At 56.5% G+C, this 25,953-nt stretch carries 25 protein-coding genes and 1 pseudogene; 11 read left to right on the top strand and 15 right to left on the bottom strand.

What is annotated here, in order from left to right; translation table 11 throughout:
* Positions 1 to 3: 3 nt before the first annotated feature.
* The 8 genes from IB244_RS29440 to IB244_RS29475 all read right to left on the bottom strand — a co-directional run bounded on the left by IB244_RS29440 (position 4) and on the right by IB244_RS29475 (position 8,840).
* Complete coding sequence (locus tag IB244_RS29440; protein WP_192306584.1) at positions 4 to 2,172, bottom strand: hypothetical protein; 2,169 nt, start codon at positions 2,170 to 2,172, stop codon at positions 4 to 6.
* Position 2,173: 1 nt separating this feature from the next.
* A complete protein-coding gene (locus IB244_RS29445; RefSeq protein WP_192306585.1) occupies positions 2,174 to 2,596 on the bottom strand; it encodes a GtrA family protein in 423 nt (140 codons plus the stop codon).
* Positions 2,596 to 3,873, bottom strand: coding sequence for an NAD(P)/FAD-dependent oxidoreductase (locus IB244_RS29450; protein WP_192306586.1), 1,278 nt, complete (start codon positions 3,871 to 3,873; stop codon positions 2,596 to 2,598). Before IB244_RS29450 ends, IB244_RS29445 begins: the two co-directional genes overlap by 1 nt.
* A 9-nt stretch (positions 3,874 to 3,882) precedes the next feature.
* Complete coding sequence (locus IB244_RS29455) at positions 3,883 to 4,815, bottom strand: NAD-dependent epimerase/dehydratase family protein (RefSeq protein ID WP_192306588.1); 933 nt, start codon at positions 4,813 to 4,815, stop codon at positions 3,883 to 3,885.
* Positions 4,815 to 5,546 carry an SDR family NAD(P)-dependent oxidoreductase gene (locus IB244_RS29460; RefSeq protein WP_312867288.1) on the bottom strand — a complete coding sequence of 244 codons (732 nt, stop codon included), beginning with the start codon at positions 5,544 to 5,546 and terminating at the stop codon, positions 4,815 to 4,817. The genes IB244_RS29455 and IB244_RS29460 overlap by 1 nt, the downstream gene beginning before the upstream one ends.
* Before the next feature lie 22 nt (positions 5,547 to 5,568).
* On the bottom strand, positions 5,569 to 6,903 hold the full coding sequence (locus tag IB244_RS29465) for an FAD-dependent oxidoreductase (protein WP_192306592.1): 1,335 nt from the start codon (positions 6,901 to 6,903) through the stop codon (positions 5,569 to 5,571).
* Complete coding sequence (locus IB244_RS29470; RefSeq protein WP_192306594.1) at positions 6,900 to 8,369, bottom strand: UbiA family prenyltransferase; 1,470 nt, start codon at positions 8,367 to 8,369, stop codon at positions 6,900 to 6,902. The genes IB244_RS29465 and IB244_RS29470 overlap by 4 nt, the downstream gene beginning before the upstream one ends.
* Before the next feature lie 207 nt (positions 8,370 to 8,576).
* Positions 8,577 to 8,840: a helix-turn-helix domain-containing protein gene (locus tag IB244_RS29475; RefSeq protein WP_192306596.1), complete on the bottom strand. Its 264-nt coding sequence runs from the start codon at positions 8,838 to 8,840 to the stop codon at positions 8,577 to 8,579.
* A gap of 191 nt (positions 8,841 to 9,031) precedes the next feature.
* Here IB244_RS29475 and IB244_RS29480 point away from each other — a divergent pair, with 191 nt between their 5' ends.
* From IB244_RS29480 to IB244_RS29495, 4 genes are all read left to right on the top strand, one after another.
* Positions 9,032 to 9,916, top strand: coding sequence for a LysR family transcriptional regulator (locus tag IB244_RS29480; RefSeq protein WP_192306597.1), 885 nt, complete (start codon positions 9,032 to 9,034; stop codon positions 9,914 to 9,916).
* Positions 9,917 to 10,414: 498 nt separating this feature from the next.
* Positions 10,415 to 11,113 (top strand): glycosyltransferase, encoded by a 699-nt coding sequence (locus IB244_RS29485; RefSeq protein WP_192306598.1) that lies wholly within the window; start codon positions 10,415 to 10,417, stop codon positions 11,111 to 11,113.
* A 3-nt stretch (positions 11,114 to 11,116) separates the two neighbouring features.
* Positions 11,117 to 11,689 carry an acyltransferase gene (locus IB244_RS29490; protein WP_025662174.1) on the top strand — a complete coding sequence of 191 codons (573 nt, stop codon included), beginning with the start codon at positions 11,117 to 11,119 and terminating at the stop codon, positions 11,687 to 11,689.
* Positions 11,690 to 11,708: 19 nt separating this feature from the next.
* Positions 11,709 to 12,575, top strand: a complete 867-nt coding sequence (locus IB244_RS29495; protein ID WP_192306599.1) for a 3-deoxy-manno-octulosonate cytidylyltransferase — start codon at positions 11,709 to 11,711, stop codon at positions 12,573 to 12,575.
* Positions 12,576 to 12,791: 216 nt separating this feature from the next.
* On the opposite strand, the gene IB244_RS29500 is transcribed toward IB244_RS29495, so the two are convergent.
* From IB244_RS29500 to IB244_RS29510, 3 genes are all read right to left on the bottom strand, one after another.
* Complete coding sequence (locus tag IB244_RS29500; RefSeq protein WP_192306600.1) at positions 12,792 to 13,787, bottom strand: SIS domain-containing protein; 996 nt, start codon at positions 13,785 to 13,787, stop codon at positions 12,792 to 12,794.
* A 456-nt stretch (positions 13,788 to 14,243) separates the two neighbouring features.
* The gene (locus IB244_RS29505) at positions 14,244 to 14,981 is read right to left on the bottom strand and encodes a membrane-anchored protein (RefSeq protein ID WP_192306601.1); all 738 of its coding nucleotides are present in this window, start codon (positions 14,979 to 14,981) and stop codon (positions 14,244 to 14,246) included.
* 226 nt (positions 14,982 to 15,207) lie between these two features.
* Positions 15,208 to 16,008: a glycosyltransferase family 25 protein gene (locus tag IB244_RS29510; protein WP_312867289.1), complete on the bottom strand. Its 801-nt coding sequence runs from the start codon at positions 16,006 to 16,008 to the stop codon at positions 15,208 to 15,210.
* A gap of 828 nt (positions 16,009 to 16,836) precedes the next feature.
* On the opposite strand from IB244_RS29510, the gene IB244_RS29515 reads away from it, so the two are divergent.
* Positions 16,837 to 17,859: an alpha/beta hydrolase family esterase gene (locus IB244_RS29515; RefSeq protein ID WP_192306603.1), complete on the top strand. Its 1,023-nt coding sequence runs from the start codon at positions 16,837 to 16,839 to the stop codon at positions 17,857 to 17,859.
* A gap of 308 nt (positions 17,860 to 18,167) precedes the next feature.
* On the opposite strand, the gene IB244_RS29520 is transcribed toward IB244_RS29515, so the two are convergent.
* The 3 genes and pseudogenes from IB244_RS29520 to IB244_RS32640 all read right to left on the bottom strand — a co-directional run.
* Positions 18,168 to 18,968, bottom strand: coding sequence for a hypothetical protein (locus IB244_RS29520; RefSeq protein WP_169684328.1), 801 nt, complete (start codon positions 18,966 to 18,968; stop codon positions 18,168 to 18,170).
* 16 nt (positions 18,969 to 18,984) lie between these two features.
* The gene (locus IB244_RS29525; protein ID WP_169684326.1) at positions 18,985 to 19,194 is read right to left on the bottom strand and encodes a hypothetical protein; all 210 of its coding nucleotides are present in this window, start codon (positions 19,192 to 19,194) and stop codon (positions 18,985 to 18,987) included.
* 162 nt (positions 19,195 to 19,356) lie between these two features.
* A pseudogene (locus IB244_RS32640) lies at positions 19,357 to 19,611 on the bottom strand (SOS response-associated peptidase); the annotation flags it as partial.
* Between the two features lie 255 nt (positions 19,612 to 19,866).
* On the opposite strand from IB244_RS32640, the gene IB244_RS29530 reads away from it, so the two are divergent.
* The 5 genes from IB244_RS29530 (at position 19,867) to IB244_RS29550 (ending at position 24,452) form a co-directional block, all read left to right on the top strand.
* Positions 19,867 to 20,487: a methyltransferase family protein gene (locus tag IB244_RS29530; RefSeq protein ID WP_192306604.1), complete on the top strand. Its 621-nt coding sequence runs from the start codon at positions 19,867 to 19,869 to the stop codon at positions 20,485 to 20,487.
* Between the two features lie 270 nt (positions 20,488 to 20,757).
* Positions 20,758 to 21,039 carry a DUF982 domain-containing protein gene (locus IB244_RS33270; RefSeq protein WP_409564094.1) on the top strand — a complete coding sequence of 94 codons (282 nt, stop codon included), beginning with the start codon at positions 20,758 to 20,760 and terminating at the stop codon, positions 21,037 to 21,039.
* A 241-nt stretch (positions 21,040 to 21,280) separates the two neighbouring features.
* A complete protein-coding gene (locus IB244_RS29540; RefSeq protein ID WP_016558830.1) occupies positions 21,281 to 22,480 on the top strand; it encodes an IS256 family transposase in 1,200 nt (399 codons plus the stop codon).
* Positions 22,481 to 22,667: 187 nt separating this feature from the next.
* Positions 22,668 to 23,699 carry an IS110 family transposase gene (locus tag IB244_RS29545; protein WP_192306608.1) on the top strand — a complete coding sequence of 344 codons (1,032 nt, stop codon included), beginning with the start codon at positions 22,668 to 22,670 and terminating at the stop codon, positions 23,697 to 23,699.
* Between the two features lie 519 nt (positions 23,700 to 24,218).
* Complete coding sequence (locus tag IB244_RS29550; protein ID WP_025662873.1) at positions 24,219 to 24,452, top strand: helix-turn-helix domain-containing protein; 234 nt, start codon at positions 24,219 to 24,221, stop codon at positions 24,450 to 24,452.
* A gap of 629 nt (positions 24,453 to 25,081) precedes the next feature.
* Here the strand turns inward: IB244_RS29550 and IB244_RS29555 are convergent.
* The gene (locus IB244_RS29555) at positions 25,082 to 25,258 is read right to left on the bottom strand and encodes a hypothetical protein (protein WP_192306609.1); all 177 of its coding nucleotides are present in this window, start codon (positions 25,256 to 25,258) and stop codon (positions 25,082 to 25,084) included.
* A 175-nt stretch (positions 25,259 to 25,433) separates the two neighbouring features.
* Between IB244_RS29555 and IB244_RS29560 the strand changes: the two genes are divergently transcribed.
* The gene (locus IB244_RS29560; RefSeq protein ID WP_192306611.1) at positions 25,434 to 25,775 is read left to right on the top strand and encodes a DUF982 domain-containing protein; all 342 of its coding nucleotides are present in this window, start codon (positions 25,434 to 25,436) and stop codon (positions 25,773 to 25,775) included.
* The last annotated feature ends 178 nt before the right edge of the window (positions 25,776 to 25,953 follow it).

Consider the following 25,953-nt stretch of genomic DNA (forward strand, 5'->3'; position numbering starts at 1 on the left):
TCCCTATTGCGCTTGCCCTGGCAACGCCATAGCAGCCCAAGCTCCCCAGGAGTGGCCGTTGTCGACAATTTCCACGTCCAAGCTCGCGGATCCGTTGTGGCATCCCTTGTCAACTGATAGCTTAAAGAAATTCCATTGATGCCGGGGAAATGGCAGTAGCTCAATGGAGTCGCTTAGGCCTTCGCCATAGTCAACTTGAAGTCGCACGCCCTGAGCGTTTGGGCCGTTCAAGACGGGCAAAAAGACATCCTTACAAGAGATATCCCTAAGGGAATAGCGGACGCTTCCAGTATTGTCGTCAGATGAGGCCCACGTTCCCATCACTGTCGCGTTGGCATAGGGAGGCGGGGCCTGGATCGCGTTCGGGACACCCGGTTTCGCGACTTCCCCTTCCATGGCGATTTCGCCAGGCAGCACTCTGAGTGTCAAGGGATTGGTGACATATGGCCCATACGGCAGGCGAGGAGCGATCACGAAGCATGGCAGCCCGGATCTCGATATAATGCTCAGCTTTATCGGCTCATCCGGCGGTCCGTTGGATGCCATCGACAACGCAAAACCTCTAAAATGCGGCTCCGCCGCGACCGCCGCCGCCACATCCGGGCGGGGTTCTAGCGGTTTCGTAAATCCCAGCAGCCGACCGGTTTGATCCGTGGCGATGATCCATCTTGGTGTTGCGCCCTTGTCGTCCGTTGCCCAACCGGAAACTTTCCATTGGTTCTCGGCCAGCCGGGACGTGGAATCCACTGACGCCCGTTTGCAGGTTTCCATCTGTGACGTATTCGACGCCGCCTGGACGTCTTCTGCCGACGGTCTCGACAGGCCACTTTCCGGCGAAAAAATGTTCAGTTGATTACGGCGTAAGAATTCCAGAGCTGGTCGAAGCACCCGCACGTCAGGGAAAAGATGCGCGAGTTGAGCTTCATCATCTACGCCCGAAACGACAGAATATGCAGCCCTCTCGATAGGCATCCCCAATGCTGTATATGTCTGCTCAACATCAGGTCTGAACGTCGTGAAGGTGACCGTAGCAAGCATGGCGAAGAGAATGACAACAATTTTGCTGGATCGGTTTGCGTCGGTCTCTGGTAACGCGATCATGCGCTGCCGCAGGAGGATAGCGAATATCGTCATCAAAAGGAACAGCATCGGCGTGCTGTATCGAGAAGAAGATGCGCTTCCGAGCCCTAGGGATGTTCTCCCGTAGGCGGCAGCCATCGCGGTGGCAATAAGAAAGCTGCAAAGAGCGAACAAGGCAGCAGACACCTTATCAATCTGCTTTCTGCGTAACCAGGGAATTAGTGCCGCACGAACGAAGACTATACCTAGTGCTGCGCAGACGAGTACGCCGAGGACAACCGCGTTCTCGCTAACGCTGGCTATCGGATTGCCGATCATCGCGAAGACGTAAGCAATTATATTCATTGGCGTCTTCAAGCTGAGGTCGCCGACCTTGGGGGCGCCCATGCCTGCTAGGAAGCCCGGGATCATCAATGCAGCGCCGATGATCGCGAACAGAATGGACGCGCGAAGATTATACCGCACCAGAAGGAAGTAGATGACGATGGAAATCGGGATGGCGATGCCGTTTCCCATAGAGAAGATGCAAAAAGCTGCTGCAATCAAAAGTGTGATAAACCAGAAAACCTGCCCGCGAAATTCCGTCGTTTCCGACAGTTTTACTGCGGCGGACATGCTGACTACTGCGCCGATGAGCACGAGGTAAAACTGCGGCTGAAAACCCCAGAGCAGGTTTTCCCATTGAATCAGGGAAAGCGTCGAAGCGGTTAGTACACATGTGAAAGCTATAAATTCCAGGTCTTTCCTCCGGTGTAGATATGTCAAACCGGCCAGAGAAATCGACAAAATCATCGCGCACAGCGCAATGGCTGCGACGAGTGGCCCGTTCGTCAGGCGGAAAAATAAATAATCCAGTAAGAACAGGACTTTAGTACTGGCGATTATATGCTCGTTGTGTGCTCTGAATAGATAGGAAAGTGAAAGTGTCTTTGAGCTGTCATTCATTACATCAAGAATGAAACTCCATTGGTCCCAATACAAGGGTACAATGTAGTACTCGTGAATAGTGTAAATCGACCTCAAGGATAGTGCGATGCCGATGAGAGATATGAAGATGAGGCAAACCGACCTCAAGGAAATACGGCTCTGCATTTCATTTCTCTCGGCTTGAAAAAGTAAAGGATTTATGTGCTGCATAGCTCGTGATTACCGGACTGGCTACGCCGATGATGTGGGCGATAGTCTCGCTATGCCAGTTGAAGTCGGTGGCGGGAAATAGCCAGCGCTTAAGCACCATGCTGACCAGCCAGACTTGCACAAGGGCGACCAAGTTCACAAGACCGAAGCGGAGATATTCATTGGCAATCGACTTGCCCGAATTCTCAAAAACGAAAGTCTTCATGAGAAGATAGGCAACCGTCATTCCGGTGAGGTAGGCAATAACAATTGCTACACTATAGGATGTAATCTGAGAAAGCCCGAGCCGTGCAAGGATGTTGACCAGGGCGGCAATGCCTCCCGACACGACAAACCGGAGAAAAGGAGACAGGCGAGGCTCGATCCGTATAAGGCTCATCACACAGCCTCCGCCATGTCACGCCCGTAGCGAACGCTTTCGGCGATTCCCCGATCTTCCGGATAGTAATAGCAAGTATCGGCGATCTGCAGCCCTGCAATCGGTGTCTGGATTGGCGGCAGCTTGTCCTTGAAATTAGGCTCGCACACCGGCTGTGCATGTTTCAGCCGCCCGACCTTGGCGTTGACTAGATCGGTTTGCGTGATGTTCGGATTGACCTTTCGAATATAGCCGAAAGCCTCGTCAATAAATTGCTGGTCACTCCACTGCCACTTCGGCTGCGTTACCGGCATATAGTAGGGCACGTAGACAATCGTGTCGTTGATCGGGCGCAAGTTGGAGAATTCGATTAACCCCGGGATCTCGATGCTTTCATCGACGATATTGACCCAGAAGTTCCGGCTCACCGATTTCTTCAGCTTGAACAGCAGGCAAACGACGCCGATGTTGCGGATCGCATCGTATTTGGCCTTCGTATGAGCGGGCAGGCCGGGCACGAGCGTCGAGATCAGCGGCGTTGGAACGGTAGAAATAACGGCGTCGGCGGGGAAGAAGCGACGTCCGGCAGTAACACCTGTGACCTTTCCATTCTGGGTTTCCACTTTTTCGGCCGGTGTCGACATGTGCAGCCTGCCGCCCTTGTCTGTGTACGCTGAAACCAGCGCATCGACGAGCGTCTGGCTGCCGCCTTCGATATAGCCCAGTTCTTCCTGGAAGATCGAACGGCGCGAATTGCCGATACGCCGCACGCGGGTGGCGATCCAGGAGGCGGAGATGTCGTCGGCAAGCTCATAGAATTTCAGGTCCATCAAGCGCTTCCAGAGCGTGTTGTAGACTTCCTTGCCGGAACCGCCCTCCAGCCATTGCCGCGCGGTCTTGTGCTCGATCGAGGCGAAGTTGCTGGTCTTCGTCGTCACGAACATCTGGAGGCCGGTCCGGATTTTGGCAATCAGGCTCAGGTGCGGGAAGCGAAGGAGGGAAATCGGGTCACCCCACGGGTGGATGTGCCCTTTCATGAAGTAGCCCATCGATGTCGTTCGCCAGCGCATTTTGTCGCCGATGCCGAGTTCACGCATCAGCGCGAAGGTGGGCTCATCCGACTTGCAGACGAAGTGATAGAAGCGCTCAATTGATAGGCCGCCGAAATCGAAATGTGCAGCCATGCCGCCCGCAACCGAATCCGCCTCGACCAGATCGACCTCATGCCCGAGCTGCACGGCCCGATGCGCGGCTGCCAGGCCCATGGCGCCCGCGCCGATGACCACGATACGGCTCATCTCCGTCTCCTAAAAATCCAGTACGATGCTGCTGTAACGCGGATCGAGATAGGTTTCAGCAATCGCGTTGCGCAGCGGCGTGGCAGTCACCCCGAAGGTTGACGGCCAGTCGATCACCGCAAAGGTTTCCGGAATGACCAGCGCTTCGAGCTGGCTGGTGGTGAAAGGCGGCTTGCTGCTGAACTTGCCGTAGACGAACAGCAGTACCCAGAACAGATGATAGGGGATGTGGACGATCCGGGCCCTTGGCTTCACGGTCTGATGGATCATTCCGATCAGGTCGCCATAGTGGACCTGCTCCAGGCCGGAAATGTCGTAGGTGCCCGTCGCCCGGTTGGTGAGGGACGAGATGATGATATTGGCGAAGTCGCCGACATAGAGGGGCTGGCGAATGAACTCGCCGTTGCCGGGGATGGGGAAGACCGGCACGCGGTCCATGAAGCGGCGCAGCCAGCCCAGATGCTTGCGGTCGAACCAGCCGAACATCAAGGTCGGGCGCAGAACGACATGCGGAATGTCGGTCACGGTATCGATGAACCGTTCCTGGGTGGTCTTGGAGCGGGTATAAAAATCATCCGCCTTGGAATTGACCACGGACGAGGAGATGTGGACGAAATAGGGAGTGGCATGCCTGCGCATCGCCGCCACGATCTTTTCGGTCGCCACGACGTTGTTGTCTCTGAATTCCTTTTCGTCCAGGCCGCCGATCTGAGCCTGGTTCAACAGCACGCAGTCGGCGCCAGCAAAGGCCTCCATCCATGCGCCGTCTGTAGCGAGATCCGCCTCGATGACTTCGATCTCGGGATGAAGCTTGCGCAATAGCGCCGTATTGCTCGCATGCTTGTCGATACCGACGATCTTGAGGTCGGGCATGCTCTTCAGCCGGGCAATGACGTTCTGGCCGACAAGACCCGCGGCTCCGGTGATGATGATCTTCCGCATCAGATGTCCATCCGGTTGAAGATGGCGCTCGGCAGGTTTCGGATGATCAGCATGATGTAGCGCCAGAACCATGGGGCGTAGACGACCGGGCCGCCGCGATCTGCCGCAGCTCGAACTACGGCTGCGACCTGAGGCGCAGTTGCCCACAGCAGACCTTTGCGATCAAAGCTCTCCGTCATTGGCGTTATCGTTGGACCTGGCTTGACGATGACCGCACGAGGACCCTTATTTGCGAACCGGTGAGCGATACCCTCGACGAGAGCGGCCAAGCCCGCTTTGGCCGCTCCATATACGAAATTAGCGCGGCGGCCGCGATCTCCGGCCACAGAGCCGATGACGACCAGCGAACCGCGCCCCTGCCGCTCCAATTCACTAGCTGCGGCAAGGCACCAGGCTGCAGCCGAGTTGAAATTAATTCGTAGAATGTCGTCCGCGGCGGATTGATCGCGTTCGGCGTCGGCCTGGTCGCCGAGAATACCGTAGGCTATGAGGATATGATCGACGCCGCCCAACCGCTGGATGAAATCGCCAAGCGTCGCATCCACGCCCTGCACCGAGGCCAGGTCATGAACTGCGGTTTCCGCTCTACTCGCGCCGCGGATCTTCAGGTCGGAAGCAATGGACGACAGCTTTCCGGCATGCCGTCCGACAAGCAACAGATCTGCGCCTTCTGCCGCGTATAGGCGAGCGGTTGCTTCAGCAATCGCTGAAGTCGCGCCTAGTACAATCACTCGCAATGCGCTGCACTCCTATTCATTGAGCGATCCGTTTCCAAAAATGCGATTGGACATTGGGGTCCACGTATTTGGCGAAGTCCTGCCACTGTGGAAAGCCCGAGCGAAACATATCCACCGTCATTCTGCCGTCCTTGGCAGGGTAGAGCCGGCCGCCCGCCTCGCGCACGATAGCGTCCAGCCGGTCCATCAACTGCAGCGTCGATGCTCCCCGGTTTGGAAAATCGAGCGCCAAGGTCGTCCCAGGGCGCGGAAATGACAAGATACCTGGCGACGGCTTGCTGCCAAACGTCTTGAGAACGGCTAGAAAAGATCCTTCTCCGGCGAACGAAATTGTCTCGAGCATCGCCTTGGTGGCATCTCTCTCGTTCTCCGGAGGGACAGCGGATTGATACTGATACATACCTCGCCGACCATACATTCGGTACCAGTGGCCGATCGCATCGAGGGGATAGAAGAATGGGTGGATCGGAACGGTTCCGCGACCGGCCTTACGTTTCCCATTCCAATGGTATAGGCGATTGAAGGCGCCGATCGAGAGCTTGTTAAGGACGAAACCGGGGAAGTTCATCGGCATTTTCAATTTGGGATCGGCGTTGGATGGTAGCCGCGCACCCTTTTTGGCATGGTTGCCTCGCGTGAAAAGACCGCGCCCGAGATCCTTGCCTTTCGCGAGGCAGTCGATCCAGGCGACGGTATAATCGAATGCATCCTCACTCTCTCGCGAGATCTGAAAGAACTCATCTAGATTGGCAAAAGGAACATTTTCGATATCCATCACCGCACTCTCGATGCGCATCACCTCGATTTCAGCCCAAGTGATGATGCCGGTCAGTCCCAGGCCGCCGATCGTTGCCGAAAACAGTCCGGTATTATCCTGTGGAGTCAGCTCGAGTTGAGTGCCGTCCGAGCGCAACAAACCAATACGCCTTACCCAGCGCCCGAGTGTCCCCGCGACGTGATGGTTCTTACCGTGAACGTCGTTGGCGATCGCCCCGCCCAGAGTGACAAAGCGCGTGCCAGGCGTAACTGGTAAAAAGAATCCCCTTTTTACAAGCACCTGCAGCAGCGCATCGAACGAAATGCCGGCTTCGGCCCGTAAGAGCAGACTGTGCGGGTCAAAAAATATCGCTCTGTCGACGGAAGTCATGTCCAGCAGCGCACCGTCCGGATTGAGGCAAGTGTCGCCATAGGATCGACGCAGACCGGTCGCGAGGATCGGAAGGTCGTCTTTTCTTGCGGCAACTAGAGCTTCGGGAAGATCGTCCTGCCATGTGGGCCTAGCCACTTTATGAGGTGCCCTGATGACACCTCCCCATGATCTGATTTCGTCGGACGTCGAAAATCGGATCATAGGGCAGCCAGAAACAGGGCGAAAACGATGCCACCGAGCGCGAGGCTAATCCGGTCCCGCAAGGCGAAGCTGACCGGATCATCATTCATATGACCGCGATGGGCGAGCAACCAGATGCGCCCGAGCCAAATGGATAGGATGAGCGGCATTCCCGCCAGCAATTGCGGATGGCTATAGACACTCGCCGGCAACATCTCCTCTATGATGAATAGCACGAGAACGACAAGGGATGCGACAGCGGCGGCAATGCCCAATGTCAGAGTCAATGGGGCATCTTCCATGCGATAGCCCCGACTTTCGAGACTATGGGTTTCACCTGTTACCCCGGCGCGAATAATTTCCGTATGCCGTTTGGTGACCGCCAAGGAGAAGAAAAAGAAAACTGAAAAAGTTAGGAGCCACGCGGGGCTAGGCTGGCTGATGAGGACAATTCCCATGATTATGCGTATCGTAAAAAGTATCCCGATAATCAGAGTGTCTAGCAGAGGCACACGTTTCAGGCCAAGCGAATACGATCCAGTAAGCACGAGATAGCTCGCGAGTGCGCCTGCGAATGCTGGAGAAAGGACTATTGCCGACGCAAATGCAACGATAAGCAATGTCCCGGCAAGCGCTAAGCCTATCGGAATTGGCATGCGACCACTAGCAAGCGCACGGTTGCGCTTCGACCAATGCTGACGGTCCGCATTGAGATCGGCCAAGTCATTTAGGAGATAAGTGGCTGACGTAACCATCAGAAGGCAAATGAAGGCGAGAAAGGTATGGCCAATCAGGGACAAGTCGTCCCAAGCGTGAGCAAAAATTAAAGGGAGGAAGATCAGTACGTTCTTAGACCAGTGATGAACACGCAGGGCCTTCAGTAGATCCTTGGAAGACAGTTGCTTGTTCTTGAATTCGGCTTCAATAGGTTTGCCGAGATTTCGCGCCGCTTTGGCGACTGATGGGGAAACGCCAGCGAGCACGATTCCGCTCGCCGCATTCCACACGGCGAGATCGGCCACGCTGTCGCCTGCGTAAGTAAACCCTTCCGGGAAGCGCTGCTTCAAATAAGCAGCTTTTGCCTTGCCCTTTAAGTTTGCTTCGGCCGAGCCGGTTGCGCTCTCAAAAATGCCGAGCCGCGCGGCAATAGTGTCGACGACTGGCTGAGCGGCGGCTGAGCAGAGATGAATTTCGCGTCCGCAATCAACCTGATGATGAAGCCACTCAACCAAATCCTCACGGATAGGAAGCGTCGTGTGCGTTAGATCGATTTCGCGCGCTAGGTGCGCTTTCAACGCCGCTCGCCCTCTCGAGACACTGAAGAACGCGCGCAAGATTCCGACAGGGCGCGTGAATAACCCCGTCGCGATTTGCTCGTAAAGTGTGTCCGTCACGATTAACGTGTCATCAAGATCGACAACAATCGGCAATTCTGAAGTATCGTCGCTATTACCAGCTGTTACAACGAGCTCACGGACTTCTTCCATATTGAGCACAATTCTCGCAATCTCGCCCCCAACGAGGCAGTGGCCAATTGATCGTGAGGCTGTTTCCCATGAGAATGAGCCAAATTCAAGCATACACCGTGGAAGAAAGCCACTTCATTGGGAACAATTGGCTATCGATCACACCTAAACGCGGCACCCGTAAAAGCTAGGCTACCGCATCTTATGCGCCCTATCGCCCCTTCTTCCCTAAACATCGATCGACGCATCCGGCGGCTGACTAAGCCGCACCCCCTCCCCGCCGGACCCAGTGTAGTCTCCATCAAGGAAGGTTACACCTGCGGCCTGCAGTGCCTCTTCGATGTCCCGAAGCGTCCGATCGTAAGGCGTCGATTTTTGAGCCTCAAAGTTTGCAAGTGTGGCTCGACCTACGCGGGCAGCCTCACACAAATCAGTCTGCGACCAGCCGATTAGGCCTCGGGCGGCACGGCACTGCGCCCCACTTATAGTCATTTTGTATCACCCTATACATTTTGTATTGACTTGAAAAGAATTTCGCGTAGTCTGGCGATATTGATCCAAATGTAGTGTTCGCTGCAGCATGCGTGCTCGGCTAGTGATTCTGCGCGACAATATACCTAGTCCTGCACGGCGGCGCGAGGCTATCACGCACGCTCAGATACCGGTGCGACGGGAAAGTCTTTATGGAATTACGCCAACTCTCCTATTTCAAAGCGGTGGCCGAGGAACTGCACTTCGGCCGGGCGGCAGCCAGGATGCACATTGCCCAGCCGGCCTTAAGCAATCATGTGATGTCGCTGGAAAGGGAGCTTGGCTGTCCGCTGTTCATCCGCTCGACGAGAAGGGTGGAACTGACCAGGGCAGGGGAGACCTTCTATGATCGCTGTGTGCGGATCCTGAGCGACATCGACCTGACCACCGAACTGACCCGGGCAGCCGGCGGCAGTCGCATCCGCCAGATCAGGATCGGCAGCATCTACCCGGCCACCATGGGCATGCTGCCAACCTTCCTTGCCAAGATCGCCCGCAAGTATCCCGATGTCCGCATCCACATCGCCTCGGGCAATACCGGCGAGATCATCCGCGGCCTGGAGACCGGCCAGCTCAATTTAGGCTTCATCCGGCCGGTGGAAAACATCGGCTCGTTGCGCTTCGTCTCGCTTGCGCATGAGCGCTACTACCTGGCGGTTGGTCATGCCAATCCGCTGGCAGCCAGGGAGGAGATCACGATCGACGATCTGCGCACCCAGAAGATCATCGCCTTCAACCGGCAGAACCTGTCGTTCACCGAGCGCTACTTCAATGAGAAGTTTGCCGAATACGACCTCACCGCCAACATTGCCTTCAGCTGCGATGACACCTATGCGCTGGTGTCGCTGGTCTCTGCCGGGCTTGGCATCGGCTTTGCACCGGAATGGACGCTTGATCTTCCCAATCGCGGCTTCGAGCTGAAGAAGGTAGAGGGGATCGACTTCCGGATCGGGCTTGGGATCGCCTGGAACAAAGAGGATCCAACCGCTGGCCGCGATGACATCGTCGACATCGCACGGTCGCTGGCACGACGCTGACGTTACAGCTCGCCGGGCTCCACAGACAGTTGACTGCGTCGACCAATCCAGAGGGCTATCGCCAAAATTTTGCGCGTGTGGGGTGGCCGTATTAACTGGAGGCATTGATAATCGATAATTTAGCGACCATCTCACAACTTCGGGATCTGCATTTCCCGACTAAAGTCGATGCGGCTTACAGGAGAGCGACGTGCTGCGCCCGAAATTACTTATTCTCATCATGGCGGTAGTCTACATCGGAATTTACGCTGTCGCGACGTTGGGCGTAAGCGGGTTTCGGATCTAGCCAAGATGCCGGGCTGGGCGCAAGCAAGGGTTTAGATGTGGTCACGTGCACGACCTCGCGAGCTGCCTGCGCCACCGGGCTCGAACATCATCGAACGGAGTATTTCCGTGAATTGTCCTTGGACAAGCCTTCACGGCGACCAAGTACTCGTCTATGACGTCTGCAACCCTTCGTCGTCTATCTTCACAGAACCTAATGCAAGGAGAACTCGTATGGCGGAACTGTCGGTCTATATTGGTTGGGATTCCCGAGAAGATATTGCCTACCAGGTTGCGAAGGAATCGCTGCTGGAGCATGCGTCGATCGACGTCGATGTACACCCGATCAAGCTGCAGGAGCTCGTCGATCGCGGTGTTTATACGCGACCAGTTGATCCCCTGGCCTCGACCGAGTTCACCTATTCGCGCTTCTTCACGCCGTGGCTTGCTGGTTACAAGGGCTGGGCCCTGTTCTGCGACTGCGATTTCCTGTTCTTTGGAGACGTGGCTGAGCTGCTGCAGTACCGGAATGAGGATCAGGCCGTTGCATGCGTACATCATGACTACACGCCAAAGGAAGGCGTGAAGATGGATGGCAAGATCCAGACGACGTATCCGCGCAAGAACTGGTCGTCGTTCATGCTCTTCAATTGTGACCATCCTTCCACTCGCAAGCTGACGCCGGAACTCGTCAACGCTGAGACGGGCGCGTTTCTGCATCGCCTTCAATGGGCCGATGACAGCGAGATCGGGGAAATTCCGGAAGAGTGGAACTGGCTTGAAGGCTGGAGTTCAAAGCCATCGGTCGGCTACCCCAAGGGCGTCCACTACACCAATGGGGGCCCGTGGTTTAAAAACTGGCAGGAGGTCGAATACGCTGATAAGTGGCTCGACAAGGCGTTCGCCATCGATCCTCAGTTCGCTCCGGTGTGACGCTTGAATCTCGGCTTTCTTGTCAAGCTCCGCTGGATGCTCTCGCGCCGCTCCTTCAGCATCGGAAACGCACCCAATATGCGCTATTGGCCTCGATTCCGAGGCCGGGGCCGCATAGAAATTGGCGACAGGTTTACGACTCGTTGTGGCGTGATCGTCGATGCTCAAAGTGGGCACATCAACATCGGAAATGATGTCTCGATCAATGACTATTCCATCTTGCTGGGACACGGCGGAATCAGGATCGGCGACAATGTGCGCATCGCTGCCCACGTCGTCATAGTTGCGTTTGAGCACAACTACGAGGATCCGACGGTGCCAATACGCTTGCAGTCTATCAGGAAAGAGGCTGTTGTGATTGGTGACGATGTCTGGATTGGAGCGGGCGCCAAGGTGCTCGCGGGTTCTCACATTGCCCGTGGCACGGTGATCGGGGCAAACAGTGTGGTGAAGGGGAGAACGGTCCCCTATGGTGTGTATGTCGGAGCACCTGCGCGCCTTGTAAAAACAAGGACAGGCAAACATGCGAGATCAGAGGCCGTCGATCGTCCCGTTCGAGTGCAAGCGTTTGGCTAGGAAGACATACGGTTGAACAATGAGCGGACCTGACGTCAGTGATTTAACGGAGACGAATGCGCTTCCCCCGGAAAGCAACTCGGAGGAGTGGCGATCGTTTTTCCACGGCTACAGTAACATTGTTCTGGTTGCCAATAGCGACGAGGTCGATATCAACGAGCTTACCTCGCGGTTTCCGGACACGACCCTCTTCATCTTCTTCAACAAGGTTTACAAGGTCCTGAGCGAACCGTTCATGCGCAGTGCCATTCTGGTGTCGCGAAGCGGAACGTTGGGAGCAAACCTCGTCAAAAGCGGTAAAGTGTCGAGGGTCGTCCAATACTTCGACAAAAACAGCTTCCTCGGGATCATCAATTTGGCAATTGGTGATCGTGAAAAGTTTAGCCCAGAATCCGAATTCGGAGGCGTGGCCGTCAGGCATCTCGATTTGACGGCCCTATTTGCTCCGTTTTATCCGAAGACCAGTCTTCCGACGAGCGGATTTGCGCTGTGCTTCTGGCTCGCCGACCTTCAGCTGCCAGCAACGATCACGCTGGCTGGCTTCTCGTCCAAACGAAGTGAACGCTATCAGGTTTTCGACGTTCACGATTGGACGTATGAACAGGTGGTCTTGCGGCTCATGTATCGGCGCGGGAAGATTGACATCATCGGCCGCGCACGGACCAATCCTTATGCCGATCTGGCGACGCATTTCCCGGAATACTCTCCAGGCGAAATTGCCATGACGGCGAACGAAGTGCTGTCGGAGCGCCTCGTGAACCTTAGCTCGATCGTCGACCGGCTGATGCATGTGACGAGGTTTCTGCGTTTCATCGACAGGACTTACAAGAAACTGAAGCCGAAGACGCGCAAACAGCGGCGATGGGACGCGATGGAAGGCAAATAGGTACTCACCTGGCCATCAGGCGCCTGGCACTGTGAGATGACAGGTTGGTTTGAAACCCGGCGGCCAGCGGTCAACGATACGATCCGAAATCTCGTCATCCTGGTGGACCTTGTCCTTCGTCTGTCTCACTGAAGGGCTCACGCCAAGTGAGCGGCAGTGCCTCCTGCGTCCCTGTCAAAATTCATGCACAGACGAACCGCCTTTCCTTCGACTTGATCAGGCTACGCCAATCCTGAGAAGGTCGTGGAAATGCACGAGGCCGATCGGTCGGTTGTCGTCATCGATGACGATCAGTGCCCCGATGCTGTGCTGGTTGAGTTTCGCCAGCGCCGCGGTTGCCAGCACGTTCGGCTTCACAGTCTTCGGCGTTCGGGTCATGATATCGTCAACCAGCAATTCGGAGAGATTGCGCGTCAGGTTGCGAGCAAGGTCGCCTTCCGTGACGATGCCGCAGAGACGACCGTCATCCTCCATAATCCCAACGCAACCGAAGTGCTTGCGCGAGAGCGTGGAGATCGCTTCCGGGACTGACGTCCCCCTGCGCACCAACGGCACGCGATCGCCCGTGTGCATGATATCGGCGACATGGCTGAGACTTGCACCGAGTTTGCCACCCGGGTGGAAAACATGAAAATCGCGGGCGGAGAAACCGCGCGCTTCCAGAAGCGCGATTGCCAGCGCGTCACCCATGGCGAGCTGCATCAATGTCGAGGTCGTCGGCGCAAGTCCATGCGGGCAGGCCTCTGCCTCGTTCGGCATCAGCAGGGTGATGTCGGCCGCTGACGCAAGCGACGACTTCTCCGAGCAGGTGACAGCGATCAGGGGAATCGAGAAGCGGCGCGTATAGGCAACGATGCTGCGATTTTCGGCACTTTCCCCGCCCTTGGAAAAGGCAAGAACCAGGTCGGTCGTGCTGATCATCCCGAGATCGCCGTGGTTTGCCTCAGCCGCGTGGACGAAGAACGCTTGTGTCCCCGTCGAAGCCAGAGTGGCCGCGATCTTCACCCCGATGTGACCACTCTTGCCGACGCCCGTGACGATCACACGACCGGTGATCCCGTTGATCGCTTCGACGGCACGCATAAACGGAGCGGCGAGACCATCATCAAAAGCACGCTCCAGGGCCTCAAGAGCCTGCCTCTCGGTGCCAACCGTCCGCCTCGCAGAGGCCAGAACGCTATCCTCGATGACATTTACTGCTGTCTTGTTCATGGTACGGTGTTAGCGGTTTTCAGCGGCCAAGTCTATTTCGCGAGCGACGCACTCTGCTTTCTAAGCCCATCGGCTGCAGATTGTCCGCTGAATCACGTCGTAGGAGACAGATCACAAGAACTCTTGCGGAAGGCCAACGAATGACCGTCGGCACGATCGTTGGTGCAGTGCTTTGTGTCTGGAGCACAACGAAGGGAAAGTGGTCACGCTAACGCGGCCGCTGCCTTATCGATTCATCCGATCAGATCGTGCCTGCGGTGGCCGTTGTCAGGGGGTGGGCGGGAACACTCTGGTCGTGATTGGTGAGGCGCGTTGAAGCCTCGGGAAGTCCTGGCGGAAGAATAGTTGTCGTGGCTGCGAGATTGGACCTAACAGCGTCTCAAGGAGGATGATCCAACGTGGCAACGAAATTGGCGAGGCGGCGCGACTGGCAAGCCTCCATGCCTTCGAAAAAACTTAGGTTGTTCGCGGATCCCATAAGGGCAACCCCACCGACTGGGCAACGTTCGGATCAGCCGTGAAGACGGGTAACCTCTGGTCGCGAAATATTTGCAGTGCTTCCAAATCTGTTTCTTGATGCATGCGAGACAGATTCAACGAGTTGTATTTGTGGCCCTTGGAAAGCGGGTCGATCCCGGTGAGAACCACGTTTGCTGCCCCGCTCGCCAGCGCAAGAGCCGCGCCGACAATGCCGTTTGACCACTTTCCTTCGCCTTCCAGTTCCAGATTCAATCTTCCTGTCATCCGATGCATCAGGGCAATGCGTTCATGGCGGCTGATCAGTGTCAGTTCGTTGTAACGATAGTCGAACGCCTCAAGTCCTCTAAGAAGCCGCTCCCGCTCATGTCGCCAATTGAGAAGGCAAAGAAGTCCGGTTTTCTGATGCTGTAGCACCCGGCGAACCTCGACGGCAGCGGGATTGAGCCCTTCAATCTGATTGAACTGCATCAATGTCACATCAGGCGGGTGAGGCAGCCAGCCCTGAGCTGCAATTTGGGAGGCATTGATGGTCAATACCCGAAATGAATCGTCCCACCCCAGAGGCTTGGTGGAGAAGGGCGCTGAGCCGGCAACGACAACCGTCTTTCCAAGAAGGAGGTGCTCTAGGTTGGGGACTCGTGGTGCTGCGAGCCGATACCGCACCCAGCGCGTAAAATAGCGCCTGGTGCGCGTCAGTCCATCAACATCCAACATGCTCAGAATTCCTTAAATTCGAAACATCCTGATTCCGCGACTGGTACGATCGTTGAACAAACCGGGTGTAAAGACAAGCATATTAGCCCGATTAGAGATGATTTGGCTTCGGATGCCGGTCTGCTGCCGCACACCATCAAAACGACATCTGCTTGAGAAGTCGTCTGCGCGCCGCGAATAACGCGCTCTTCGATCGCGGCTAGAGAGCTTGGGGCAGAGGTGCTGGTTAGTAGTGGGGGGGCGTCACTGCTGGCGGCTTGATATCGAGATCGGCCGCAAAGCTTGCCCGGTCGATTTGGAGCGGGCGCGTTTCGCCGCCAAGCCAACCCCTGACCAGATTTCTCGCCTTGATGCCTTCAAGGCGAAGCCGCATCAGTTTCCTGCGTAGCTCGCTTCGGGGCAAATATTCCCGGTCTATGGATTTGCGCACAAAAGCCGAGTTGTCGGGGATTCCGTCGAGAAATTGCATTTGAATGACGGGTGTCGGCTCAATCTGGTAGGCTTTCAGCCATCCGCGATGCCAGAAATAAGCGTCGAGCAGGGAGTAGTTCTTTGTATCCTCGAGCATTTTGAGAGCCGCACGCGGGCCGATGACATAGCCGGCGCTGCCGACGCGGTTCTGAAACACCCTGGTCGCGCGGTGCATACCATCGGTCCAAGCTGCTGACTTTGCAAGGATATGTGGGCGAGGCGCGAATTCGAGATCATAGACGCAGTCCCAGTTGTCACGACGGGCCTCGATGCTCCTGATCGCGTCAGCAAAACCTGAGGCCAGTACTGCGTCGTCTTCGAGGATCAGGGTCCGTTCGTTACGCTCGACAATGATTTTCCAGGCGAGCCTGTGCGAGGTGAAGCAGGCGATATCCTCGCGCAGCGTTGGGCTCGGCCAGGTGTTTGCTGCTGCTTGGCAGTCTTCGACGGACAGGTCGCTTGCTTCGAACGCGTCCAGAAACTCGAAATCCAGTCCCAGCCTTTGCATTTGCCGCGATTGAAACTGTCGTCTTCTTTGCTCGGCTTTCCGACTGATAATGAGAATCTTCACTGCCGCTCTGCCTGATAGATCATTCCGTCGGACCTTATTCGTCTCGTGCCGTCTTATCAATCAATCCCCTGGTGCCCAGCGGAATCTTGCCGGAGGGCGGAGCCGTGGCGACGCTCGCAAGCCGGGTTGACGTGAAATTCCAAATGACGTCGGGCGTTGTGGTGTCCCGCGTATCCATCGCTGTCGCTCCCGGCGCTATGTCGCTGCCGGAGGCGCCGGCTACCGCAGGATTTACGCCATCCAGTTTCGCGCTCACAACAGCGCGTTACGCGCTGTGGTTCTCCGACAGGCGAAGAGCGAGCTTCAATGGGACTGAGGTCCACCTATTGGATCAGGTGACCTATACGCATTCACTGACGACGGCCACGGGCCAACGTAGGTCTCGATCAACACCGAGGCGATGCCTTCGACCGACCGATGGCCCTGGTCGAAAAGCTTCACTGCTGCGTGGTTAAGAAGCCTGGATGCCTCTTTGTCCGGATCTACGTCGTAGTACCGATACCACTGCCTGACGGCTCTCGAGAGAATTAGAAAATCGGTGTCCTGCATTGCCGCCTCCTTCGAACAGGGAACAAGTAGTGCCACGTTCTAGATCTTCAATCCCGAGACTCGATCACGAAATGGACGCAAACATCGGCCTCGACATTGCAGACCGTCGAAAGCCACGACCGGATCGAACGCATAGGTGAGTTGTCCGTTTCGGCCTTCTGAAAGAGCTTTTGATCCAATAGGCTGGCTTCACTTGTCTCTCGGCGGCGGTGCCAATTCACGCTGCGGGGGAGCGCCGATGACGCCGACGGAGGGCGTTTTCAGATGACATTCAAACTGCCGAGGTCATTTTCCAGGCTGCTGAAATCGCAGAAAATGTATCGAAAACTGCTTGCAAAGGCGCTTCGCACACCGGCCAGAACCGTATCCAGAAAATCGCGCAGCCCGGTCGCATCGAAGCCGAAACTCAGCGAGGTGACCGGGTTCGGTAGCAATCCAGGACGGTTGACGATGAAGCTCTTCGTACCCGGCAAATTACCGGCAAAGCCGCCATTGGTCGTGGTCCTGCATGGGTGCAGGCAGACGCCCGAAAGCCTGGATACGGGAGCCGGCTTCTCCAAATTCGCTACACTGCGGGGTTTTGTTCTCCTTTATCCTCAGCAGAACGAGACGAATAATCCCCAGCGATGCTTTAATTGGTTTCGGCCGAGCGCTGTGGCGCGGGACCGTGGCGAGTTGATGTCGGTCCGCCAGATGATCGAGTACACATGCCGCCACCATCAAGTAGATCGGTCCAGGGTCTACGTTACGGGCCTATCTGCTGGCGGAGCCATGACTTCGGCGCTCGTCGCCACCTATCCCGATCTTTTCGCTGGTGCTGCCATTTTCGCCGGGATGCCGTTCGGCGCGGCAAGGGATGCAATATCGGCTATGCGCGGCATGAGGTCCGGTGCCAAGCGAGATCCTCAGCAGTGGGGCGACCTGGTGCGCAGCGTTTCGCCGAACACGAAAGAATGGCCACCGATCTCGGTATGGCATGGAACGGCTGATAGTGTCGTGAATCCGCTCAATGGACGCGCCTTGGTCTCGCAATGGCTCGATGTGGCGGACATGGACAAAGCGGCCGGGCAAACGAAACAAATGTCATGGGGCACTCTCGGGGAATGGAAACGGGGAGACCGTCTGCAGCTGTCATTCTATTCCGTTCAGGGGCTGGGGCATGGGTTGCCGCGAAGGTTCTCAAATCAGAAGGAGAGGGTAGCTGATGCTTACGTCCTGCCGTCGGAACTGTCTGCGCCATTGGAACTCATGCGAGCATGGGGATTACGATCCTGGCGTGCCGTATGATCCGACGCGTTGTTTCGACGCGTGTCCGGTCGCGTAGGGAAGAAATGGCGGACTGTCGCAGCCTCCCTGACGCTCCCTCGTTTCCACCGGCGGCGAGAGCGTATCCGATTGGTCTCTCCCGAGGCGACTGCGCGAGTTGTTTTCGATAACGCCACTGGAAAGATTGCCGTTCTTCTCCGCGAGAAGAACCCGAAGTCCAAGAAGATTGTGAACGTGATTTGTCTGTATGACAAGAAGTCCGGAAAGGCTTCGATCACCGAGTACCAATGGCTGGGGTAGTGACACTGATCTCGTGATCCGTATAGACCCTAGCGCTTCAAATCGGCGGCGATCATCTCGCTACCGATTTCGGGAGAAGATGGCCAGTGAGCCTGTCGGCGTGCCTGGAGGGATTCATACTCACTCAGCCTCGCGGGGTCGGGCTGTATGATTTGACCGTCCTTAAGGAAGGCGAGTTCGTCGTAGCCAGCAGGCATCGACCCGACGAACTCCGCCGCCTGAGCTAGGATCATCCTGAATGCGATGGCAACCTCGCGGGCATCAATCGTCGCGTCACTCATGACTCGATCAAAGTCGTCTTGTCGGTAGACAGCATTCCGGCCCAGTTGCTCGATGAGGCTTTCCGGAGTGTAGCCCGGATCCTTGGCCGGAGCTGCCCAGATGGCGGCGCCCAGTGGGAAGTGGTTTTTGTGGAGGTGAAGTAGATCGAGGACGTCTCTCGGCTCCTTGCGGGAGGCGGCCGCGAGAAGCTTGTTTGTCGCCAAGTCGAACATGTGCAGCTTGAAGCCGAACAAGTCGTCCGGGATGGACTCGAAAAATCGGTAGTCGCTGTCGATTACCCAGTCGAGCAAAGTGCTTTCGCCATCCTTCGTTACGATGGCCTGATATTTCTCGGGGTGCCGGGTCGCCCATCTGATCTCGAACCCGGCGGCTATCAACGACTTTGCATCGATCTCGACTGTGTTTCTCAGCATGTTGACACGGTCGTCTTCGCTGAAGAGGTCGTGGAAAATGTCGATATCGTCGGAATACCGGGCACTATCCCTGTTGATGACAGTGCCGCCAGCAATATGACTGCCGGGATGCCTGTTAGCAGCGATAGTCGCCATCGCATCTTGCTGAATTCTACGAAGCGGCACGGCAGGCCTCTTCGAGGCGGACAGCGAACTGTCGCGTCGTCATATTGCCGTTGCGCTTGAGACGGGCGACGGCGTCGAGCACGTCGGACACGGTCGGATCCTGCATTTCTCTCGTTGACCAAAAACACAGTGGGCCATACAGGGCGAATGCTTCGTGGTAGAGGGCGCGCGCGTCCGCCGATACGGCTTGCCGCATGGCGCTCTCCGTTCGTTCTCGTGCTAAAGCCCTCATTTCCATCAGCATCCGTGTCATTTTCTCTTTCAAGAAAATAGGATACGGCCGAGCGCTTCGCAAGCGGCGATACGCTGCTGGGACAGCGGCTCAGGCCGTCGGCTTCATGGCAGGTTGGTCTGTTTATCAGTCGTGATGTCTCTCCAATGCATCCCCGCTGTAAAGAAAGCTTGCCTGCCCAGGTTCACCTTCCTTCGAGATGTTGCTGGATCCGTAAGGTTCTCGCGAAGTGATCATGATCGCGTCATTCGGTGCCGGACGCGCGAGATGCTGCGCTTCATCCCACGGAGCGCCCATCTAGAGATCCGTCTCTTCCTTCGTCCTCAGCAGGACAGGCATCGCCTTTTCGTGGATCGGCCTAACGACATCATTTGGGTCGGTCGCGTGGCTGACTGAGCGCTTTGTCGCAGTCACAAAGCTGATTGGGGCGTGTCGCCAAGGCGAGCCGGAACACTACCTTTGCATCAAGAGCCGCTGCAAGGAATGCGGATCGGGCCTCTCTCTGGGTTACTCCTCCTGCCATGGTACCAGCACAGGCCTGCCGCAGTATCTCGTCGTCCCATAACCTGCTAGCTTCGGGCCTGTGGAAGAACGCTCTGGAAGTGCCACGCAAAATGGATCGGGAGGGACGTTCGAATGGAGGCATCGAGCACTAACAAACCTTTTTTGCAGAAGAAACGCATCCGCGGGCTTTGGCTCGCAACGACGACCTTTTTTGTTGTCGTGTTCCTAACTCGTCCCCTGTACGCAGGAGCAGCTTTGCACCAACTATCTGAGAACATTGGCGTCGTTCTCGTCATCGCAGGTGTTCTGGGCCGTCTCTGGGCAACGCTCTACATCGGCCAACGCAAGAACAGACACCTAGTAACCACCGGCCCTTATTCCATAACCAGGAACCCGCTTTACGTTTCGTCGATGCTGGCGATACTGGGCGTGAGTTTGATGATCGGGTCCGTTTTGATCATAGCCGCTTTCGTGCCGACTTTCTTTTTTCTGTTCGCCTACGCCGCGCGGCGCGAGAGCGAATATCTCAGATCAAAATTCGGCTCTACCTATGACGACTATGCGGCACGAACTCCATTTTTTATGCCGAACCCGCTATTGATGAAGCTGGACGCAGAAGTCACCTTCCGCACCTCGGCCTTGTCTACCGCGTTCCGTGACTCCCTTTTCTTAGTAGCGTTGATTCCTCTATGTGATCTGCTGGAGTTCCTGCAAAACGAGGGATACCTCCGAGCAGTTTTCTATATTCCATGAGCGAGAGTGATTGATCTCAATTACTTTCGATCGATTTCGGAGCCAACGGAGCAGGCTCAACTACTCAGCGGTAGTCGGCTTTTCTCGGGGTGGAATCTCCGGCCAGCCCTAATGGACTAATATTTCTTCCAGTGCGCCTTGTCCGCCTTCCCTGCATGAAGTGCACGCGGTGGTACCTATGCGGGTCTATTGACCGCGCATGTCGCGACAGGCCCGCTGTCGAATAATCAGCGCTTGAAAAGCTGGCCACTCATTTCGTCATCGTCGATAATGACCCTCAAGTCGCCACTGCGGAATGTTGCGAAGGATCAAAACCTCTCGTTTGTACGAATAACTGTATTCATAGCCTATCGGTGGCCCGAAGAGCATCGCGGAAAAGAGTGGGTGGTAGCGCAAACCATGTGCCTCGAAGCGATGGAAGGTCTGCGAGACCCCGAGCAGGCGAGGGCGGCGTTTGTCGCAGCAGCTATCGCAGCAGAGATGCTGATGATCAAGGAAGAGTACATTCAGCAGCGGCCGGAAAGGCGGTCCGGAGATTCTATGAATGTCTGAGCGCTATCCAATCACCCAAGACGACACCATCCAGAAGCCTTTCCCGATCACGGCTATAGCGCCGACAACGAGCAAGGCGAAGATCGTGTCCCAGCAGATGGTGTAACTGGCGGGAGATAGCAAAGCCGAGTGCCCGCGCGCTTCTCGTTGCGCTGTAGCGGGTGATCGGCTTTGCGGGCGGCCATCAGTGTTTTCCGCTAGGGTCGGGTTGTTCAAGACCAACCTGACGGAAAGACCACCGATGACCAATGACATGATGAACGTGCGCTCCCTCGTTGAGAAGAGCGCGGATGCAGATTTATTGCGTGAGATGATTGGTTTTGCGGCCGAGCGGCTGATGGAGCTGGAGGTCGGCTCGGCCACGGGTGCTGACTTTGGTGAGAAGAACCCGATGCGGCTTGCTCAACGCAATGGCTACCGTGACCGCGATTGGGAGACGCGGGCTGGAACCGTCGAGCTTCGCATTCCGAAGCTACGCAAGGGCAGCTATTTCCCCAGCTTTCTCGAACCGCGTCGGATGGCGGAAAAGGCCCTGACGGCGGTTATCCAGGAGGCGTATATCCAAGGGATATCAACACGTTCTGTCGACGACTTGGTCAAGGCCATGGGCATGTCTGGCATCTCCAAAAGCCAGGTGAGCCGTCTATGCGAAGAAATCGACGTCAAGGTGAAGGCGTTCCTCGACAGGCCGATTGAAGGTGAGTGGCCGTATGTATGGGTGGATGCGACCTACCTCAAAGTCCGGCGCGGCGGCCGCATCGTTTCCGTTGCCGTTATCATCGCCGTCGGCGTCAACAGCGATGGTCGACGCGAGGTTCTGGGGATGGAAGTCGGCACGTCGGAAGCCGAGCCGATCTGGACGGAATTCCTGCGCAGGCTGACACGTCGAGGATTGCGTGGCGTGAAGCTTGTCGTCTCCGATGCGCACGAAGGTCTCAAGGCCGCCGTCACGAAGGTTCTCAACGCCACCTGGCAACGGTGCCGGGTTCACTTCATGAGGAACGTACTGGCGCATGCCGGCAAGAGCGGCAGGCGGGTCGTATCCGCGTTCATCGCAACGGCCTTTGCCCAAGAGACGCCGGAAGCAGCCAGCGCTCAATGGCGCAGTGTTGCCGATCAGATCAGACCGAAAGTGCCGAAGCTTGCCACCATCATGGACGACGCCGAAGAGGACGTGCTCGCTTATATGACCTTCCCGAAAGAGCACCGGGCAAAGCTCCACTCAACGAATCCAATTGAGCGTCTTAACGGCGAAATCAAACGCCGCACCGAGGTCGTCGGCATCTTTCCGAACGACGAAGCCATCGTCCGCCTCGTCGGTGCACTGTTGCTCGAACAGAATGACGAATGGGCCGTCCAACGCGCCCGGTACATGACCCTTGAGACCATGGCCCAAATGAGCGATGATCCGCAAATCAGTCTGCCCGCTGTGGCACGCTGATATCCCCTCCGACCCGACGTCGGAAAGCACGGCAATCAGCCGTCAGCTACACATGGGGTAATCGCGGTGCGACTGCCCCCGGCAACTTTATGCAAGATGATGCTGGCTGGGTTGGTTGCCCCCGATAAGATGGAAATACGGGCTCACGATTGGAACCGGGGGCCCCAAACATCGAATGGAGGCAACCATGGACCAATATATAGGGCTCGACGTTTCATTGAAAGATACTGCGATCTCGATCCGAGAGGACGGGAAGCGGATCTGGCGGGGGAAGCGCGCTTCGGATCCAAAGGTGCTAGTGCAGGTGATCCGCAAGCACGCTCCGAACGCCAAACGCGTCATATTCGAGACTGGGCCGCTGTCGACGTGGTTCTATCACGCGCTGACGGCGGAGGGAGTGCCCGCTATCTGCATCGAAGCGCGGCACGCGCAAAAGGTATTGAACGAGACGCTCAACAAAACAGATGCCAACGATGCGGATGGCTTGGCCCAGCTGGCCGAAGCCGGCTTCTACAAAGCGGTCCGAATCAAGTCATTTGACAGTATGTTGACGCGCACGCTGGTCGGGGCCCGCAATCAGCTCCTGAGCATCTCAACCCAACTTAGCAACCAAATCCGTGGCCTGATGAAGACATTCGGTCTTATTATCCCCAAAGGAACGGGTCGGGTGTTTGATGGCAATGTCAGAGAGCTTTTGGCTGGGAATGATGACCTTGCAAGGATCATATTGCCACTGCTTGAGGCATGGCGCGACATTCGCAAGCGCGCGGCCGATCTTGATCGCCAGTTGCTCGCAGTGGCACGGCAGAGCCAGGCTACGAAGCTTCTGATGACGATCCCAGGCATCGGCGCCGTCACGGCGGTGTCCTACGTCGCAGCGATCGAAGATCCAGAAAACTTCCGCACGTCGCGCTCGGTTGGCGCCTGGCTCGGGCTGACAACGCGGCGCTACCAGTCGGGTGAGGTCGACTATAACGGCCATATTTCGCGAAGAGGTGACAACCATCTGCGGGGGCTGCTTTATGAAGCGGCGACAGTGCTTCTCACGAGCGCCAGTGCCAGAACCGAGAGCAGCCTCAAGAGCTGGGGGCTTAAGCTGCGTGAGCGGTTGGGCTTCAAGCGCGCTGCGGTGGCAGTTGCCCGGAAGCTTGCGGTCATCATGCACAGCATGCTCAGGACAGGAGAAGTCTTCAACGCATCGGCTGGCGCCACCGCATAAGCGACACGCCAGCCTTCTTCCCTCAGCGCGTCAAACCTGATTTGAGGCACTGAGCGTCCCTGCTGCGGACGTGGGTTGGATCATTCCGCTACGAGTGGCTGCAGCTCGTTGAGACTGCGCGCTACACATAGGAAGGTCCTGCCTGCGAAGCCCATTGTGCGGCGACATTTGTCGACCGCGAAGACAACCCTGCTCCCAGCACCGGATAGCTCCAAAGGACATGGCCGCTGAGCGCCGATCCACCAATCGCTGTACTCCGCGTTGCCGACCCGCAACCTGGCAAGGTCGCCGAATGCCTAAACCACCTTGACGACTGGAATGCGATTAGACAACCACTCCAATGGACACGATCAAGGCGAAGATCATACCGGGGAGTTCGAAGCGGTTCACTCCGTTTCCTGCTGATCGATTGGTACGCGCCGCACCACACGCGGCTGACCGAATACTTCGATTATCTGCATTTTGCTTATATCTGCAATTTGCTTATAGTGCCATCACGTGAAGCAACGGGAGGCGCATATGAGAAATCCGGATGGCGGCAACGAGTTCTTGCTTATCGATGGTTTAGATGACCGCGTCATCAAACAATACCTACATGACTGGCGCAGTAAGAATCGCATCTCACAGTCGCAGGCTGCGCGACTGCTGCGTGTTCCGGTTTCCACCTATCAAGGTTGGGAGCAGGGGCGGCCGACGCCCTACGCCTACATCATCTACTTGGCGACCCAATCTTTGATGCCGGATCGGCGCTAGTGGCTTGCCGTAACCCAGCGGCCTCTCCGTAACCGAGGAGGCGGCTTTTGAGTAGTCATCGCTGGAGCCGGTTCCGACGCTCTAGAAGCAGCTCATGCGCGACCAATTGCTTACCTGCCGGACTGAGGCTGATTCCGTCTAGCACTTCCTCAGTGACGCCCGCCTCTTTGAATCTACGGATCCGATCGTTCGGGATATCAGCGGTCTCATGCCGATAGAGATGCAAGAGGCAACTCCATTCTTCGTATGTGAAGTCTCTCCGAGCGATCATGCTAGTGTCCTCCTACCTAAAGACCTAGCGATAGCACAATTACGTCTTTGAAGGTGTGGAGAGCGAGAAATGACCGAAACCAAGATCCCGCAACTGATCTTCGCCCTGAGTGTCGCCCGCGAGATGGCGGAGCAGGAGGGCTAACCCACCGACATGTTCTCTTCCTCATTGACCCGGTACTGAAGGAAGCGCAGGCTCTGATACTCTGGCAGCCAAGGCATAGGTTTCGGGCAAGGTGGTGGACTAAATGCTACCGATGCAAGCGGCCCGCAAGTTTCGGGGTGCGGGCCGCCGGTGCATCGAGCACTGGCGCCCTGGGGAGAGCGCCGAAAGTAAAATGGGCCTCCTACTGCCCACGTCAATGTCGGGCAGGGTTCTCCCCACTCCTCGCCATCACATCGAGGATCATCTCGATCAGCTCAGCCACCGGCACATCATGCTTCACCGATCCAGAGCCATCTGGATGGAGGAACATGGCCTGCCATTCACCGTCGGTGAGGCGGAAGGCAAGGAGCGTGGTTGGTTCTTCGATCATGGGCTATCTCCTTTTTTCGGGATGAAGCATTCCGCCGCGGAACCTTCTACCCGCAAATCTGCGAGTCTATGGCGCTGCTCGTTCTGTCGCTTACCGAACGAATTAGAAGAATCTTAAAAACGTGTCTTGACTGGCCGGAGTTAATGCTCACCTGATTCGGCCAGAGGTGACGGGCATGGCTGAATACATAGGTGAACACATCAGCATTAGAGACTGCATTGTCTGCGTCGAGAAGCGCAAGGGCATCACCATGCGCCGACATGCAACCCTTGCCGATCTGGCCTACAGCCTGCTTTACCGGTGGCCGGAAGATCACCGGGGCAAGGAATGGGTTGTCGCTCAGACCATGTGCCTTGAAGCGATGGAAGGCGTGCGAGATCCAGAGCAAGCAAGGGCGGCATTCGTAGCCGCAGCGCTGGTTGCTGAGATGCTGATGGTCAAGGAAGAGTACATCCAAGTGCGGGGCGAGAAGCGCCCGAGGAAGGCGAAGGGCAGAGACCAGCCTTCGCCTCACTAGCCTCCAATCACCCAAGACGACGCCATCCAGAAGCCTTTCCCGATCACGGCAATAGTCGATCGTGAAGAACTCGCTTTCAGGCAGGTTGTTGCGGCATCGGTCGGCTCTGGAACGTGAGGAGGAGTGCGGCGAACAGACACAAAAGTTGCCTGAACCATCGCAGCAGGAGGGAGAAGTT

It is taken from the genome of Rhizobium sp. RHZ02 (assembly GCF_014851575.1).
Taxonomy (GTDB): domain Bacteria; phylum Pseudomonadota; class Alphaproteobacteria; order Rhizobiales; family Rhizobiaceae; genus Rhizobium; species Rhizobium altiplani.